At 67.6% G+C, this 17,190-nt stretch carries 12 protein-coding genes and 1 riboswitch; of the genes, 8 read left to right on the top strand and 4 right to left on the bottom strand.

What is annotated here, in order from left to right; all coding sequences use genetic code 11:
• Positions 1–81 precede the first annotated feature (81 nt).
• Positions 82–2,214, top strand: a complete 2,133-nt coding sequence (locus C0R07_RS02535) for a methyl-accepting chemotaxis protein (protein ID WP_102788114.1) — start codon at positions 82–84, stop codon at positions 2,212–2,214.
• Positions 2,215–2,309: 95 nt separating this feature from the next.
• Here the strand turns inward: C0R07_RS02535 and C0R07_RS02530 are convergent, their stop codons facing one another.
• A complete protein-coding gene (locus C0R07_RS02530; RefSeq protein WP_046273976.1) occupies positions 2,310–3,170 on the bottom strand; it encodes a PA4780 family RIO1-like protein kinase in 861 nt (286 codons plus the stop codon).
• Between the two features lie 190 nt (positions 3,171–3,360).
• Here C0R07_RS02530 and C0R07_RS02525 point away from each other — a divergent pair, with 190 nt between their 5' ends.
• The 4 genes from C0R07_RS02525 to C0R07_RS02510 all read left to right on the top strand — a co-directional run bounded on the left by C0R07_RS02525 (position 3,361) and on the right by C0R07_RS02510 (position 7,291).
• Complete coding sequence (locus C0R07_RS02525; protein ID WP_102788113.1) at positions 3,361–4,488, top strand: DJ-1/PfpI family protein; 1,128 nt, start codon at positions 3,361–3,363, stop codon at positions 4,486–4,488.
• 3 nt (positions 4,489–4,491) lie between these two features.
• Entirely contained in the window at positions 4,492–5,178 is a 687-nt protein-coding gene (locus C0R07_RS02520; RefSeq protein ID WP_070470430.1) for a response regulator transcription factor, read from the top strand.
• Entirely contained in the window at positions 5,175–6,440 is a 1,266-nt protein-coding gene (locus C0R07_RS02515) for a sensor histidine kinase (protein ID WP_102788112.1), read from the top strand. The genes C0R07_RS02520 and C0R07_RS02515 overlap by 4 nt, the downstream gene beginning before the upstream one ends.
• 62 nt (positions 6,441–6,502) lie before the next feature.
• A complete protein-coding gene (locus tag C0R07_RS02510; RefSeq protein WP_102788111.1) occupies positions 6,503–7,291 on the top strand; it encodes a hypothetical protein in 789 nt (262 codons plus the stop codon).
• A gap of 75 nt (positions 7,292–7,366) precedes the next feature.
• Here C0R07_RS02510 and C0R07_RS02505 read toward each other — a convergent pair whose 3' ends face one another.
• Complete coding sequence (locus C0R07_RS02505) at positions 7,367–7,852, bottom strand: HupB (protein WP_102788110.1); 486 nt, start codon at positions 7,850–7,852, stop codon at positions 7,367–7,369.
• A 36-nt stretch (positions 7,853–7,888) separates the two neighbouring features.
• On the bottom strand, positions 7,889–9,979 hold the full coding sequence (locus C0R07_RS02500) for a catalase (protein ID WP_019183478.1): 2,091 nt from the start codon (positions 9,977–9,979) through the stop codon (positions 7,889–7,891).
• Between the two features lie 182 nt (positions 9,980–10,161).
• Here C0R07_RS02500 and C0R07_RS02495 point away from each other — a divergent pair, with 182 nt between their 5' ends.
• Both C0R07_RS02495 and C0R07_RS02490 read left to right on the top strand, forming a co-directional pair.
• Positions 10,162–10,872, top strand: a complete 711-nt coding sequence (locus C0R07_RS02495; protein WP_019183477.1) for an AraC family transcriptional regulator — start codon at positions 10,162–10,164, stop codon at positions 10,870–10,872.
• A gap of 81 nt (positions 10,873–10,953) precedes the next feature.
• Positions 10,954–12,348 (top strand): amino acid permease, encoded by a 1,395-nt coding sequence (locus tag C0R07_RS02490; protein WP_046273974.1) that lies wholly within the window; start codon positions 10,954–10,956, stop codon positions 12,346–12,348.
• A 173-nt stretch (positions 12,349–12,521) separates the two neighbouring features.
• Here the strand turns inward: C0R07_RS02490 and gcvP are convergent, their stop codons facing one another.
• Positions 12,522–15,392, bottom strand: coding sequence for an aminomethyl-transferring glycine dehydrogenase (gcvP, locus tag C0R07_RS02485; protein WP_070470417.1), 2,871 nt, complete (start codon positions 15,390–15,392; stop codon positions 12,522–12,524).
• A 97-nt stretch (positions 15,393–15,489) separates the two neighbouring features.
• Positions 15,490–15,591: riboswitch (glycine riboswitch) on the bottom strand.
• A gap of 293 nt (positions 15,592–15,884) precedes the next feature.
• Here gcvP and C0R07_RS02480 point away from each other — a divergent pair.
• Positions 15,885–17,108, top strand: coding sequence for a multidrug effflux MFS transporter (locus C0R07_RS02480; protein WP_070470415.1), 1,224 nt, complete (start codon positions 15,885–15,887; stop codon positions 17,106–17,108).
• Positions 17,109–17,190 lie beyond the last annotated feature (82 nt).

The following is a 17,190-nucleotide window of genomic DNA, read 5'->3' as shown; positions in this document are numbered from 1 at the left end:
TCACAGCGTGATCACGCTAGCCGGTCAAGCCGCTGGCCCTGGCGCCGATACCAGCCCACCCCCCACGTTTTTGGATGTCTCATGAATTATCTGCGCAACGTCAGTGTCGTCTGGCGTCTAGGTATGGGTTTTGGCCTGTTGTTGCTGCTGGTGGCGGCCGTCGTGGCCACCGGCGCGACCGGCAGCGCCGTGCAGAAGCGCGCGATGCAGCAGGTGGTCGAGGTCAACGTGACCAAGGTGAGGCTGCTCTCGGACATGCTCGATGCCAACAACCAGATGATGGTCGTGCGCCGGGAGATGCTGATCCGGCAGGGCGACGGTCTGGCCGATGACGAAGCGCGCATCGCCGCACTGGTCGCGCGCTATGAAGCCAGCTGGGCCGCCTACCAGGCGCTGCCCACGCAGCCCGAGGACAAGGCCATCGGCGAGGCCATCGCGGCAGCCCGCGCGGTGGCGCGTCCGCTCAACAAGCAGATGAGCGAACAGCTGCAGCAGGGCGATGTTGCCGGTGCCACGGCGCTCACCCTCGGCGCCGTGCAGCAGGCGGCCAATGGCTGGAACCAGGCGCTCAGCAATGGCGTGGTCTACGAGGAAAAGCAAAGCCGCCAGGCCGCTGCCGAGGCGATCCGGCTAGGTGAGCGGACCCTGCTGCAGTTGCTGGTGCTGGGGGTGATCGCGCTGGTGGTCGGCATCGCCGCCTCCGTGCTGATCGGCCGCAGCCTGACCGGTCCGCTGGCCCGCGCCGTCGGTCTGGCCAACCGGATGGCCAAGGGTGATCTGGCCCACGACGTGGATCTGGGCGGCCGCGATGAGATCACCCAGCTCGGCAACGCGATGGCCACGGTTCGGCAGAGCGTCCAGGGCGCCATCGCCGCGCAGCTGGACATGGCGCGTCAGCATGAAGCCGGGGCCATCAGCCATCGCATGGATGAGACGGCCTTCCCCGGCGATTTCGGGCGGATGATCCACGCCACGAACGCGTTGGTCGGGTCCCACGTCGCCGTCGAGTTCCACATGGTCGAGGTGATGCAGCGCTACGCGATCGGCGACCTCAGTCGCGACCTGGACAGCTACCCCGGCGAGAAGGCCGTGTTGACCACCACCATGGCCAACGTCAAGGACAGCCTGATGGCGATCAACCAGCAGATCGAGACGTTGGCCGCCGCCGCGCGTGCCGGTGACTTCTCGGTGCGCGGCAGCGAGCAGGCCTTCCAGTTCCAGTTCCGGGCCATGGTGGCCCAGCTCAACGGCATGATGGCCAGTTCACAGAGCAGCATCGCCGACCTGTCGCAGGTGCTGCGCGCGATCTCCACCGGCGACCTGACCGCGCGGATGGAGGGCCACTACGAGGGTGTGTTCGCGCAGATGCGCGACGATGCCACGGTGACCGCCGGGCAGTTGACCGGCATCGTGCGGCAGATCCAGGGCGCGGCCGGCAGCATCAACGATGCCGCGCAGGAACTGGCGGCCGGCCACAATGACCTGTCGCGCCGCACCGAGCAGCAGGCCGCCAATCTGGAGGAGGCGGCCGCGTCGATGGAAGAGCTGACCTCCACGGTCCGGCAGAACGCCGAACTGGCCAACCAGGCCGACCTTGAAGCCCATGCAGCCGGTGCCGCGGTCAAGGCGACCGAGCAGGCGATCGCGCAGGTGGCGGCGGTGATGAGCCAGATCGACCAGTCCTCGGCGCGCATCGCCGAGATCTCCTCGGTCATCGACGGCATCGCGTTCCAGACCAATATCCTGGCGCTGAACGCTGCGGTGGAAGCGGCCCGCGCCGGCGAGAACGGGCGCGGCTTCGCGGTCGTCGCCACCGAGGTCCGGACCCTGGCCCAGCGTGCCGGCACCGCGGCCAAGGAGATCAAGGAGCTGATCGACGACGCCAGCGCCAACGTCAGGACCGGGCTGAATGTCACGGTGCAGTCCGAAGCGGCGATCGCCCGCCTGACCCAGGCCAGTTCGCGCACCAACCAGCTGATGAGCGACATCGCCGCGGCGACCAAGGAACAGGCCGCGGGCATCGAGCAGGTCAACCAGGTGGTGGTGCAGATGGACCAGGTCACCCAGCAGAATGCGGCGCTGGTGGAAGAAGCCACCGCCGCCAGCCGCGCGCTGGAGCAGCAGGCGCACGCACTGACCGGGTCGGTGGCGGTGTTCACCCTGGAACCCGATGCCACGGCGCGGGTCCGGCCGGCGCCGTTGCAGGCGGCATGATCGCGCGGCCCGCCGGGTAAACCGGAACGCCCCGCGTCGGCGGGGCGTTGTGCCGGTCGAACCCGTCCGCCGGCGCACGCTGCCGGCGGACGGGCTCAGTCGTCGTTCTCTTCCGCCGCCTCGCGACCCTGCTGGCGGATCAGCGCTTCTTCGCGCGCATCGTTGATGGCATGGCGTACGCCATCCAGGTCGATGCTGCTTTCATCCTGTTCGAATTCGCCGGTCAGCACGCTGTCCGGCAGCAGGTCGCCGGCCTCGAACAGCGCCCACATCTCTTCGCCGTACCAGGTCTCCAGCAGTTCCGGCGCCCAGCGGCCCAGATAGGCGGTGAGGTTGTTGACGTCGCGCAGCAGCATCGTGCGCGCGGCGTTGTTGCCCGCCGCACTGACCACCTGCGGGAAATCGATCACCACCGGGCCTTCCGGGCCGACCAGCACGTTGTACGGCGACAGATCGCCGTGGATCAGGCCGCAGCACAGCATCCGCACCACCTGGCGGACCAGGATCTGGTGGAACTCGCGGGCCTGTTCAGGACTGAGCTCGACCTCGCCCAGGCGCGCGGCGGAATAGCCCTCGGCATCGGTGACCAGCTCCATCACCAGCACGCCGTGGAAGTAGCCGTACGGCTCGGGCACGCGCACGCCGGCATCGCGCAGCTGGTACAGCGCTTCGACCTCGGTGTTCTTCCAGGCCGCTTCCTGCTGCTTGCGGCCGTAATTGCTCGCCTTGCCCACGGCGCGCGCTTCGCGGCTGCCACGGACCTTGCGGCCTTCCTGGTACTGCACGCGCTGCTGGAAACTGCGCTGGGCCATGTCCTTGTAGACCTTGGCACAGCGCACGTCGTCGCCGCTGCGGACCACGTATACCGCTGCTTCCTTGCCGCTCTTGAGCGGGCGGAGCACTTCATCGATCACGCCGTCGTCGATCAGCGCCTGCAAGCCTTGGGGGGTCTTCACGGTATCTCGGGAATCGGCTGGCGCGGGGCCTGCCCTGGAGGGGGAGGGATTTTCGCATCTTCGGGCCGGGGGAGCCATCGACCCGGCCCGGCGCAGTGAGGTCGTTCAGCTGCGTGTACGTGCGCGACAGCTTGAAATCTGATTCACATCGGCGCGGCAGGCTGGGGCCACCTTCCAAGGAGTGTCGCCCATGATGCTGTCCCTGCTGCGCCGCACCGGTGCCGCCCTGGCCATGTTGCTGGCCGTTTCCACCGTGCATGCCCGCCCTGCGGCCACCGATACCGTGCTGATCGTGGTCAGCGGCGAAGGCCGCGACCAGGGCAAGACCCGTCCCGGCTTCGAGATGGACGAGTTCGCGCAGGCCTACCTGATCTTCCGCGACAACGGCCTGGCCGTGCAGGTCGCCAGCCCGCAAGGCGGACCGGTCGAGGCCGACAAGTTCAACGCCGAGGAGCCCTTCAACGCACGCGTCCTGGCCGATCCGGCCGCGGCCGCACTGCTGGCCGATACCCGCGCCACCGCGACCCTCAGCGCCGCCGACTATGCGGCGGTCTACGTCGTCGGTGGCAAGGGCGCGATGTTCGACCTGCCGGCCGACCCCGCGCTGCGGGGGCTGCTCGGCACGATGCACGACCGTGGCGCGGTGGTCGCGGCGGTCTGCCACGGCCCGGCCGCACTGGTGGACGTGCGGCTGGCGGACGGATCGCTGCTGGTGGCCGGGCGCCGCATGACCGGCTTCACCAATGCAGAGGAAGGGGTGTTCGGCAAGCGCTGGGCGAAGGAGTTTCCGTTCCTGCTGGAAACCGCGCTGCGCGAGCGTGGCGCGCGCTGGGAGCAGGCGCCGCTGATGATGCCCAAGCTGGTGGTGGACGGGCGCCTGATCACCGGGCAGAACCCCTATTCGACACCGGCCGTGGCCGAGGCGATCGTGCAGGCCACCGGCCGCACGCCGATCGCGCGCACGCCGTGGCGCGATGAGGCCAGCATGGCGCTGGTGCAGCGGCTGCTGGCCGGTGAAGGCGAGGCGGTCAAGCGCGAGCTGGCCAGCAACCGTACCGGCTATCACGATCAGCTGATCGGCGTGCTCGGCTACTACCAGCTGCAGGCCGCGCAGGACGATGCGGCTGTACGTGATGCGCTGTCGATCATGCAGCTGGCCGCCCCGTACATGAGCGAACCGCAGCTGCCGCTGGGCATCGCACAGGCGCATTGGCGGCTGGGCGAGGTGGCACAGGCGCGCGCGGTACTCGGCAAACTGCTGGAAACCCACCCGGACATGGCCGAAGCTAAGCAGCTCAAGGACACGATCGAAGGCTGACCCATGGACGATGGCCTGCACATCCTGGTGATCGAGGACAACCCGGCGTTGCGCGCCGGCATGGCCACGCTGCTGGAGGCCCGCGGCCATCGCGTGGCCTTTGCCGCCGATGGCCGCAGTGGCCTGCAGATGGCATTGGCAGAGCCGCCGGATGTGCTGGTGCTGGACCTCACCCTTCCGGGCATGGATGGCCTGCGCGTATGCAGCCATCTGCGTGAGCAGGCCGACCGCCACATCCCGATCCTGATGCTGACCGCGCGCGACACGCTGGCCGACAAGCTGGTCGGCTTCCAGGCCGGTGCCGATGATTACCTGGTCAAACCGTTCGCAGGCGAGGAACTGCTGGCGCGGTGCCTGGCCCTGGCCCATCGGCACGGCCGACGCGACGGGCATGTGCTGCGCGTCGGATCTCTCGGCATCGACCGCCGCAGCGGGACCGTACACCGCGGTGAGCAGCCGATCGAGTTGCCGCAGACGGCCTACCGCCTGCTGGTGCTGCTTGCCGAAGCCTGGCCGCGTACGGTGACCCGCAGCGAGTTGATCCGGCGCCTCTGGGGCGATGAAGCACCGCCCTCGGATCCGCTGCGCTCGCATCTGTATCTGTTGCGACAGGGGCTGGACAAGCCCTTCGACCGGCCGATGCTCAAGACCGTACACGAGGTCGGCTTCAGGCTGGAGGCCGACGCATGACGGCACGGGTGCATCGCCTGCGCAACCGGTTGATGCTGGCCTTCGCGGTGTTCGCGCTGGCGGTGGCCGGCCTGTTCGGCCTGTACGTGGCGGTGTTCGTGTACAGCGTCGAAGACCGGTTCTTCGACGCAATGCTTGAGCAGGAAGCGCAGCAGCAACTGGAGCAGCGGGCCGCGAGTGGGGCCTGGTCGCCACCGCGCAATGCGTTCATGGCGGTCCATGACACCCCTGCCAGCTTCCCCACGGATCTCAAGGCCGCCTTCGATGCTGAGCCGTGGCGCCGCGAGATCGCCGGCACCGAAGGGCGGCACTATCATCTGCGCGCGCTGCCGCCGGGCGGAGCCGGTACACCGGGATGGCTGGTCGCCGAGGTCAGCCAGCAGCTGGTGGTGCGGCCGATGCGCAGCCAGATTCTGGCGCTGCTGGCCTGGTCCGGGCTGGCCGTGGTGGTGGTCGCCATCCTGGCCGGCGCATGGCTGGCGCGACGGACTACGCGTCCCTTGTCGAAGCTGGCGGCGCTGGTCGACGGCATGGCGCCGGACAGGTTGCCGGTGGGGTTCGCGGGGGACTTCCCCGATGACGAGGTCGGCGTGCTCGCCCGCGGCCTGGACAATCTGAGCGGGCGCGTGCGTGCCTTCATTGCGCGCGAGCATGTCTTTACCCGTGATGCCAGCCATGAGCTGCGCACGCCCCTGGCGGTGATCCGCAGTGCCACCGAACAGCTGGCCAGCGAACCTGGCCTGTCCGGGGCCGGGCGGCGGCAGCTCGCGCATGTCCAGCATTCGGCGCGTCAACTCGAACAGACCGTCATCACCCTGCTGACACTGGCCCGCGAAGAGAACGTGGAACAGGACGCGACGCCACTGGCGGTGCTGCCGGTGCTGGAACAGGTGGTGGTCGAGCAGGCCGTGCTGCTGGAGGGCAAGCCGGTGGCGGTGCGGGTGGACGTGCCAGCCGACGTGAGCCTGCCGGTACCGGGGCCGGTGCTGCACATGCTGCTGGCCAATCTGGTCGGCAATGCGTTTGCGCATACCCGGGCGGGTGAGGTGTACATCGATGTGGCGGCTGGACGACTGCGCATCCGCAACACGGCGCCGGCAGGTGACCCTGACACGATCATGCAGCCATTCGCGAAAGGCGAGGGCAGCGCCGGCTTCGGGCTCGGCCTGGCGATCGTGCACCGGCTGTGCGACCGCTTCGCCATCGACCTGCGCATCGAGGGAACCGAGCACGCCACGGTCGCCAGTTTCAGCGTGCAGTAAGGCCGGCCCGCTTCCGTCCATCGCCAAAGTACGCGATGCTCTGCCGAACGGGGGAGGGGCGCATGGGCAACAGGGACGAGGGCAGCATTCACGGGGATGTCCCGGCGGAGCAGACGCCGACCGATTGGTCGTTGCTGCCGGTCACGCACGGCAATGAAGACTCGATGGTGGCTGTGATCTGGCGCCTGCTGCGGCAGGAGCCGGCGTTGATGGTGAGTGCGGGCTACGTATTCCTGTCCGTGCTGGGGTTGTGGTCGAGCTACTTCTTCTATTTCAAGTTCCGGTTGTCGATCCTGGATTACCTGCAGGTCAGCGACTTCCTGGTGGCCGGGCTGCGTGATCCGGCCTACGTGCTGATGCTGCTGGTGGGCGCGTTGCTGGCAGTGCTGCTGGGCTGGCCGGAAACACTGCGGCGGCGCAATCCAGCCAAGGTGGCACGCCTGCGTGCGCGGCATTGGGGATGGCGGATGCTGTTCTCGGAGTCGCCGTGGATGAACTGGGAATTCTCCGGGCTGCGTCCGCTGACCGGCATGTGTATTGCGGTGGTCTGCTTCATGGCATTCGGCGCGGCGCTGTATGCGCTGAGCTCGGCCGAGAAGATCCGCGATGGCAGGGGCGGTACACCAGTGCAGGTCGTGCTCGGAGGTGACGCTGCAGCGCTGCCGGGCACCGCGAAACTGCTGGGATCCAGCAGTGCGTTCGTGTTCCTGTGGTGGCCGGAGCAACGGCGCGCCGAAGCCGTGCCGATCAGCGCGATCCGTCGGCTGCAGTCGTTGCCCTTGCCAGTGAAACCGGTAGCGCCTCGAACGGTCACCCCATCCAGGCCGTCCACCGCGCCAGCGCAGCGGTAAGGGCAACGGTAAGTGATCTGCCGCGTGCTGCTTCAGGCAGCACGCGGTAGATGCACGGTCGGCCCTGCGCGTATGTCAGGACTTGCCGGCCGCTCGCTTGCGGCCCCCGGTCGCTGCCGTCTTTTTCGCATGCGCCCCGGAGGCGGTTTTCGAGGCCGGTTTGCCGGTGGCCTGCTTGGCGACGGTCTTCTTCGCCGCCTTCTTTACCGTTTTCTTGATCGCGGTTTTTGTCGTCGCTTTTTCAGCGGCCTGCGTCGCCGTCTTTTTTGCAGTCTTCTTGGTGGCCTTCCCGGGCGCTGCTTTCGCAGCGGCCTTCTTCGCAGCGGTTTTCTTTACCGCTGCCTTCTTCGTCGCCGCGGTCTTCGAGGTCGTCGTGGTCTTGGCGGCGGTCTTGTTCGCACTACCGCTCCTCTTCCCGCCACCATCCTGCTTGTTGACCGTGGCCCAGGCGATGCGCTCCGCAGCCGCTTCGCTGCGGCCCTGGTCTTTCTCGCTTTCCTCGATATGCTCGGCGTTGCGCTTCTGCTTGTCGGTATAGCTGGATTTATCACCGCGCGGCATGGTCATGCTCCTGTCTGGTGACGAAGGTGGCGCCGCTCAGGAGAGCGTGCGCACCTTCGGTTCGCGGGCCCACTGCCGCGTAGCGGCGGCGGCAAGGAAGGCCTTGGCATCCTCGGCTTCCACCACCCCGGCATCGTTGCCGACACGCGCGATCTTCAACAGCGCCTGCGCGCCATCATCGGCGGCGATCGCCTTCAGGTGGACCCAGGCATCGCTGACGAAATCGATTGCGGCCGATTCCTTGCCCAGCTTCTTTGCCGCCTCGGGGCTGAGTACGACGGCCACCGCATCGAAGACCACCGACGGCGTACCGGCCAGCTGGCCATCCGCCGCCAGCGTCTTGCCGTCACTGAGCCTGGCGCCACCGATCTTGGGCGCAACCAGCTTGACGCTGGCGCCGGCCTTGTCGGCCGCCTTGCGCAGGTTGGCGATCAGCGCCGCATCGGAGCCCTCGTCGAACAGGATGCCGATGCAGCGACCGGTCAGCAGGTCCTTGGTGCGGCCGATGATGCGCACTTCCGGCGCCTTCGGGAAATCCTGCGCCGGGGTCTGCGTGGCGGCCGGCTCGGGCAGGGCCGGCATCGCCAGACCATCGGCAACCCGCTTGGCCAGGGCCTCATCGATGTTGCGCAGATGGCTCACGGTGCGCTCGCGCACCTTGACCGTCTCCACCTTGGACAGCTCGAACACCAGCGCCGAGGCCAGATGAGCCTGTTCCGGTGCCTCCAGGCTGCGGAAGAACATCCGGGCCTGGCTGTAGTGATCGGCGAAGCTGTCGGCCCGCACGCGCCCCTTGCGGCCGTCATCCGGCGCGGTGGCGTGGCTCGGGAAGCCATCGGCGGTCTCGCGCGGGCTGTCGCCCTGCAGCGAACTGGGATCGTAGGCGACCCGTCCCTTGGGGATGTTCATCTGCATGTGTCCGTCGCGCTGATGATTGGCGAACGGGCACTTGGGCGCATTGACCGGAATCTGATGGAAGTTCGGGCCGCCCAGGCGGCTGAGCTGGGTATCCAGGTAGGAGAACAGGCGGCCCTGCAGCAGCGGATCGTTGCTGAAGTCGATGCCCGGCGGCACGTTGGCCGGGCAGTAGGCGACCTGCTCGGTTTCGGCGAAGAAGTTGTCCGGCCAGCGGTCCAGCACCATGCGCCCTATCACGGTCAGCGGCACCAGCGACTCGGGAATGATCTTGGTCGAATCCAGATGGTCGAACGGGAAAGCCTCGGCCTGTTCCTCGGTGAACAGCTGTACCGCCAGTTCCCACTCGGGGAAGTTGCCGGTGGTGATCGCCTCGAACAGATCACGGCGGTGGAAGTCGTTGTCCGCGCTCTGCAGCTTCACCGCCTCGTCCCACACGGTGGACTGGATGCCCAGCTTCGGCCGCCAGTGGAATTTGACGAAGGTCGACTCGCCGGCATCGTTGATCAGGCGGAAGCTGTGGATGCCGAAGCCCTCGATGGTGCGCAGCGAGCGCGGGATCGTGCGGTCGCTCATCGCCCACATGATCATGTGCATCGATTCGGGCATCAGCGAGACGAAGTCCCAGAAGGTGTCGTGCGCGCTGGCTGCCTGCGGGAATGCCCGGTCCGGTTCCATCTTCACCGCGTGGATCAGGTCGGGGAACTTGATCGCGTCCTGGATGAAGAACACCGGGATGTTGTTGCCGACCAGGTCCCAGTTGCCCTCCTTGGTATAGAACTTGACCGCGAAACCGCGCACGTCACGCGGGGTGTCGACCGACCCGGCGCCACCGGCCACGGTGGAGAAACGGGTGAACACCGGGGTGCGTACGCCCACTTCATTGAGGATCCGCGCCCGGGTGTACTCGCCAAGCGAGCGGGTCAGCTCGAAATAGCCGTGCGCCGCGCTGCCGCGGGCATGCACGATGCGCTCGGGGATGCGCTCGTGATCGAAGTGGGTGATCTTCTCGCGAAGGATGAAGTCTTCCAGCAGGGTCGGCCCGCGCGGGGTGGCGCGCAGCGAGTTCTGGTTGTCACCGACCGGAATGCCCTGGTTGGTGGTCAGCCCGGGGTGGCCGTTGCCCGCGCGCTGGTGCAGTTCATCCCCTTCGCCGCGGACATCGGTGGCGGGTGCGGGGGCGTTCTTCGTGCTTTTCTTGCTGGCGGCCATGAGGCGACTCCGGGAGCTGGCGGGAAGGGGGATCACCTCACACTGGCGGGCCGGGCGTTAATCGAAGGTGCGAAAACACGACGCTGCTTGCACCCGCGCTTCACATGCGGCGCCCGGGCGCTGGGTGAGGCGCGCGCGGGCAGGTATCCTTGGGCGCGTCTTCTCCTGTCTTTCCCAGCCGCATGCGCGTTGAACCCGCCGACATCGAAGCCCTGTTTGATGCGATCCCCGACGTCCTGTTCTTCATGAAGGACTGCGACGGGCGGTATACGCATATCAACCAGACCATGCTGCGCCGGCTGGGCCTGAAGTCGCGCAAGGAGGTGATCGGGCGGACCGCGGCGGAGATCTATCCCACCGGCCTGGGGGCCGATTACGCCACCCAGGACGAGCAGGTGCTGGCCGGCAAGGTCATCGAGAACCTGATGGAACTGCATCTGTTCGCCAACCGCGAGCCGGGCTGGTGCCTGACCTGCAAGCGGCCGCTGCTGGTGGACGGGCAGATCCGCGGGTTGATCGGCATCTCGCGCGACCTCGGCCAGAAGGACAGCCTGGGCACCCAGTACGAACAGCTGCGCCTGGCCCTGGCCCATCTGAATGCGCATTACGCCGAGAACGTGCGCATGCAGACCCTGCTCGACATCACCGGCTTCTCGCTGTCCAAGCTGGAGCGCACCTTCCGCAAGGTGTTCCAGATGACCCCGCAGCAGGTGCTGACCCGGCTGCGCATCCAGATGGCGGTGCACCTGCTGCACGGCCCGGACAGCATTGCCAGCATCGGGCAGGCGTGCGGCTTCACCGACCAGAGTGCGTTCACCCGGAAGTTCAAGGCCGAGGTCGGGCTGTCGCCCCGGGCCTATCGCGCCCAGATCGGGGAGCGCGCCGCCGCCTGAGGCGGGGTGGGGCTTCCGGCCTATGCCGCCGCGCGGCCGACAGGGTATGGTGTCGCACTTGTTGCCCGCCAATCGATTCCGATGCCCGCATCCCAGACTCCGGCTCCTGCCACTCCGCCCGCCGATACCCGCCTCGGGCACGCGCTCAAGCCTCGCCAGCTGATCATGATGGGCCTGGGCAGCGCGATCGGTGCCGGCCTGTTCCTCGGCTCCGGCGTGGGCGTCCAGGCCGCCGGCCCGGCGGTCCTGCTGTCGTATCTGGTGGCCGGCGCACTGGTGATCATCGTGATGAACGCGCTGGGCGAAATGGCCGCAGCCAAGCCGACCAGCGGCGCGTTCTCGGTGTACGCCGCTGATGCCATGGGGGCCACTGCCGGTGCCACGGTGGGCTGGCTGTGGTGGGTGCAGCTGGTGATCGTGATCGCCGCTGAAGCGGTCGGTGCGGCTGGCCTGCTCGCCACGGTGTGGCCGGCGATCCCGGTGCCGATGGCTGCGCTGGCCTTCATGCTGTTCTTCACCGCGATCAACCTGCTCGGGGTGAAGAACTTCGGCGAGTTTGAATTCTGGTTCGCGATCCTGAAAGTGGCCGCGATCGTCGGCTTCATCCTGATCGGCGTGGCGCTGCTGATGGGCTGGCTGCCGGACGTGGCCTCACCGGGCCTGCGCAACTTCACCGAGCACGGCGGGTTCATGCCCAAGGGCCTGGCCGGCATCGGCGCGGCGCTGCTGGTGGTGGTGTTCGCCTTCGGCGGCACCGAGATCGTGGCGGTGGCCGCGGCGGAAACCGAAGATCCCGAGCGCAGCATCGCCCGCGCGATCCGCACCGTGGCCTGGCGCATCCTGGTGTTCTACATCGGCTCGCTGAGCGTGATCATCGCGGTGGTGCCGTGGACCAGCGAGGCCCTCCGCTCGCCGTTTGCCGCTGTGCTCGAAGCGGCCAAGATTCCTGGCGCGGCCACGGCGATCACGTTGATCGCGGTGATCGCGCTGTTGTCGGCGCTCAATGCCAATCTGTACGGCGCGTCGCGGATGATGTACTCGCTGGCCCAGCGTCGCGAGGCGCCGGCCGTGCTGGGCTGGACCGATCCGCGCCAGGTGCCGATCATCGCGGTGCTGGCCAGCGTGCTCTTCGGTTTTGCGGCGACGGTGATGGAGCTGCTGTTCCCGGACAAGGTACTGCCGGTACTGCTCAATATCGTCGGCTCGACCTGCCTGCTGGTGTGGACCATCTCGCTGCTGTCGCAGCTGATCCTGCGCCACCGTGCCAACCGCGACGGCACCCGCCTGCCGTTCCGCATGGCCGGCTATCCGTACCTCACGGTGATCGGCCTGGGGGTGCTGGCGCTGATCTTCGGCCTGCTGCTGTCCGAGTCGCACACGCGCCTGCAGTTCCTGTCGATGGCCGCGCTGACGGCGGTGATCGCCATCAGCAGCGAAGTCGCCCGCCGCGTGCGCGCCAGCCGCCGGGCCGACTGACCCCGGGCGGGTGGTGGGTGCCGACCGTTGGTCGGCACACCCCGCAAGGGCACGCAACAAAAAACGGCCCGCGCGATGCGGGCCGTTTTCATTCCAGATGCATGCCGATCAAGGTAGGTACCGACCGTTGGTCGGTACGCCTGTCAGGCATCGTGCCGACCATCGGTCGACACCTACATCTCCACGCCCTCGTCTTCCTTGTACGCATCGACCGGGATGCAGGCGCACATCACGTTCTTGTCGCCGTACACGTTGTCCACGCGCGCCACCGGCGGCCAGTACTTCTGCTGGCGCAGGCTGGCCAGCGGGAAGGCCGCCAGCTCGCGCGGGTAGGCGTGGGCCCACTCGCTGGCCGACACCACCGCAGCGGTATGCGGGGCGTGCTTGAGCGGGTTGTCCTCGCGGTCCAGGCGGCCGTCTTCGATCGCGGCGATCTCTTCGCGGATCTGGATCATCGCGTTGATGAAGCGATCCAGTTCGTGCAGCGATTCGCTTTCGGTCGGCTCCACCATCAGCGTGCCGGCGACCGGGAAGCTCAGGGTCGGGGCGTGGAAGCCGAAGTCGATCAGGCGCTTGGCCACGTCCTCGGCGCCGATGCCGGAGGTCTTCTCCAGCGGACGCACGTCCAGGATGCACTCGTGCGCCACCAGGCCGTTGCGGCCGGTGTACAGGGTCTTGAAGTGCGGGGCCAGGCGCTTGGCGATGTAGTTGGCGTTGAGCAGCGCGACTTGGGTCGCCTTGCGCAGGCCGGCGGTGCCCATCAGCGTGATGTACATCCAGCTGATCGGCAGGATCGAGGCGCTGCCGAAGCTGGCCGCGCTGACCATGCCCACATCGCCTTCGCCGCCAAGCACCTTCGGCAGGAACGGGGCGAGGTGCGACTTGACCGCGCACGGGCCCACGCCCGGGCCGCCGCCGCCGTGCGGAATGCAGAAGGTCTTGTGCAGGTTCAGGTGCGACACGTCCGAGCCCCACTTGCCGGGCTTGGCCACGCCGACCAGGGCGTTCATGTTGGCGCCGTCGGTGTACACCTGGCCGCCGTGCTTGTGCACGATCTCGCAGATTTCCACCACTTCTTCCTCGAACACGCCATGCGTGGAGGGATAGGTGATCATCAACGCGGCCAGGCGGTCGCTGTACTTCTCCGCATTGACGCGGATGTCGTCCAGGTCGACGTTGCCGTTGGCATCGGTCTTGGTCACCACGACCTTCATGCCGCACATCTGTGCCGAGGCCGGGTTGGTGCCGTGCGCCGAATCCGGGATCAGGCAGACGTCGCGATGGCCTTCGCCGCGCGAGCGGTGGTAGGCGCGGATCGCCAGCAGGCCGGCGTACTCGCCCTGCGCACCGGAGTTCGGCTGCAGGCTGACCGCGTCATAGCCGGTGCATTCCACCAGCATCGCTTCCAGGCCGTCGATCAGTTCCTTGTAGCCGGTGGCCTGGTCGGCCGGGGCCAGCGGATGGATGTTGGCGAACTCCGGCCAGGTCACCGGAATCATCTCGGCGGTGGCGTTGAGCTTCATGGTGCAGCTGCCCAGCGGGATCATGGTGCGATCCATCGCCAGGTCCTTGTCCGCCAGCGAACGCAGGTAACGCAGCAGTTCGTGCTCGCTGTGGTGGGTGTTGAACACCGGGTGGGTCAGGAATTCGCTGGTACGCACCAGGCCGGCCGGCAGCGCGTCGGCGGTGGCGGCGTCGAGGGCATCGACATCCACCGTGGCACCGAACAGCTGGCCGAGCGCGACGATGTCGGCGCGGGTGGTGGTTTCATCCAGGCTGATGCCGACCGCGTCGCTGTCGATCGCGCGCAGGTTGATGCGCGCCGCGGCGGCCTTGGCGTGGATCGCCTTGGCATCGACATCCTTGACGTGGAGGGTGTCGAAGAAGTGCTCGCCGACGTTGACGCCGGCAGCGCGCAGCGCACTGGCCAGGATCGCGGCCAGGCGATGGGTGCGGCGGGCGATGCGGGTCAGCCCTTCCGGACCGTGGTACACCGCATACATCGACGCCATCACCGCCAGCAGCACCTGGGCGGTACAGATGTTGGAGGTCGCCTTCTCGCGGCGGATGTGCTGCTCGCGGGTCTGCAGGGTCAGGCGGTAAGCGGCATTGCCCTGCGCATCGACCGAGACGCCGATCAGGCGGCCCGGCATCGAGCGCTTGTACGCATCGCGGCAGGCCATGAAGGCGGCATGCGGGCCGCCGAAGCCGAACGGCACGCCGAAGCGCTGCGAGTTGCCGACCACGATGTCCGCGCCCCATTCGCCGGGGGCGGCGATCAGGGTCAGTGCGAGCAGGTCGGTGGCCACCGCGACCAGGCCGCCGCGCGCATGCACGGCATCGGCCAGCGCCTTGTAGTCGCCGATATGGCCGAAGGTGTCCGGGTACTGCAGCAGCACGCCGTAGGCTTCGGCTTCCATCGCCTCGGCCGGGGTGCCCACGCGCAGCACGATGCCCATCGGCTCGGCGCGGGTGCGCAGCAGTTCCAGCGTCTGCGGGTGCACCGCGTCGTGCACGAAGAAGGTATCGGACTTGCTCTTGGCCGAGCGCTTGGCCAGCGTCATCGCTTCGGCGGCGGCGGTGGCTTCATCGAGCAGCGAGGCGTTGGCGATCTCCATGCCGGTCAGGTCGGCGCACAGGGTCTGGAAGTTGATCAGCGCTTCCATGCGGCCCTGCGAGATCTCGGCCTGGTACGGGGTGTAGGCGGTGTACCACGCCGGGTTTTCCAGCACGTTGCGCAGGATGACGTTCGGGGTGAGCGTGCCGTAGTAGCCCTGGCCGATGAAGGTGCGGAACACCTGGTTCTTGTCGGCGATGGCGCGGATCTTGGCCAGTGCCTGCACTTCGGTCAGCGACTCGGGCAGGTCCAGCGGCGCCGGCGACTTGATCCCGGCCGGGACGATCGCATCGGTCAGCGCGTCCAGCGAGGCGTGGCCGACCACGTCGAGCATCTGCGCGATTTCGGCGTCGTTGGGGCCGATGTGGCGTTCGACGAACGCGTGGCTGTGTTCAAGCTCGCGCAGGGAGGGAGTGTTCTGGGACATGGCTGGCATCTCGGAGAGTGGGCACGCACGTTCGGAAGGCGGCCGGGCCAGGGCGCGTCGCGGGCGACAGCGATCCACCGGACCTTGCGGTCTTCCTGGGTGCCCCTCTGTCCTTTTGCCTGAGAGTTTAAAAGCGCGCATCGGCGTGCTTCGTGCCCCTTCGGCGCCGGCACTCGCCGGTCTCTCCAGAGTTTTGGTACGGGTGGTATCGGGCCTGAGCGATTACGGGCGTTGCGCCTTCGGCAGCGGGTGCTTCAAAACAAAGCGCCGCTTCTCCCACCATGTAGCCCGGCGATTATAGCCCAGCGCTTCCACTCGCTGGGCCTTTCCAGCACCTGAATACGGGGACGCACGGACCCCGGAAACCGCGCTTGGCCATGGTGCCGGGGGCGGCAAAGGCCTATGATCACCGGATCCTCGTATTCATCTGGCGCCGCCCGTTCCGGGCTGGCGCCCGCCGTGCATTGCGCATGGCCGCTGACGGAAGCCCGCATGACGCCCGCCTCGCCCTCGACCCGCCGCCTGGCCCTGCTGCTCGCAGGCCTGGCGATGTTCGGTCCGTTCTCGATCGACACCATTTTCCCGGCGTTCCTGCTGCTGGGCGACCGCATGCAGGTGGACCAGGTCGCGGTGCAGCAGACCATCAGCGTGTACCTGCTGTTCTACGGGCTGATGAGCCTGGCGCACGGCCCGCTGTCGGATGCGTTCGGCCGGCGCCGGGTGATCATCGGCGGGCTGGTGTTGTTCATCGGCGCCTCGATCGGGTGCGCGCTCTCACGGGACATGACCACGCTGCTGGTCTTCCGTGCCCTGCAGGGCGTGACCGCCGGCGTGGGCGTGATCGTCGGCCGTGCGGTGATCCGCGATCTGTACCACGGTGCCGACGCGCAGCGACTGATGAGCCAGGTCTCGATGATCTTCGGCGTCGCGCCGGCGATCGCGCCGATCATCGGCGGTTGGATCCTGCTCGGTGGCGGCGACTGGCCGCTGATTTTCTGGTTCCTGGTGCTGTTCGGCGTGGTGCTGCTGCTGGCCACCGGCAAGTGGCTGCCCGAAACCCATCCGGTCGAGGCCCGCACACCGCTGTCGATGCGCGCGCTGCTGCGCAGCTATGCCCGCATGGGCTCCAACCCGCGCCTGCTCCGTCTGGCCGCGGCCGGCGCCTTCAACTTCTCCGGCATCTTCCTGTACATCGCCTCCGCGCCGGTGTTCGTGATGCAGCACCTGCAGCTGGGCGAGGGCGGCTTTGCGTGGTTGTTCATTCCCACCATCGGCGGCATGACGGTCGGTTCGTTCCTGTCCGGCCGCATGGCCGGGCGGATCGTGCCGCAGCGGCAGATCGCGATCGGTTTCGGGCTGTGTGCGGTCTCGGCGCTGTTGAACGTCGGTTACGTGGTGTCGGTGCCGCAGATCGCGCTGCCTTGGGCAGTGATGCCGATCTTCCTTGGCGGTGTCGGCATGGCGCTGATCTTCCCGATCCTGGCGCTGGCCGTGCTGGACATGTATCCGCATCAGCGCGGCCTGGCCTCGTCCATGCAGATGTTCATCCAGCTGATGATCAACACCGTGGTGGCCGGCGTGGTCTCGCCGATGCTCAGCAGCAACCCGCTGCATCTGGCCCTGGGCTACGCAGGCTTCTTCGCCATCGGCGGCAGCTTCTGGTACTGGGAGCGGCACTGCGAACGCCGCCGCGACCTGCTCACGCCGATCGAGTGAGCCACACGCACGCCCCGCCTGCACAGAATGCAGGCGTGGCGGCATTGCCATTGTGCGACTGCGGCGTATCCTGTGCCTTCGC

This window comes from Stenotrophomonas bentonitica (genome assembly GCF_002887735.1).
Lineage (GTDB): Bacteria > Pseudomonadota > Gammaproteobacteria > Xanthomonadales > Xanthomonadaceae > Stenotrophomonas > Stenotrophomonas bentonitica_A.
Note: the sequence above shows the minus strand (reverse complement) of the source record. Positions and strands in the feature narration are given on the sequence as shown.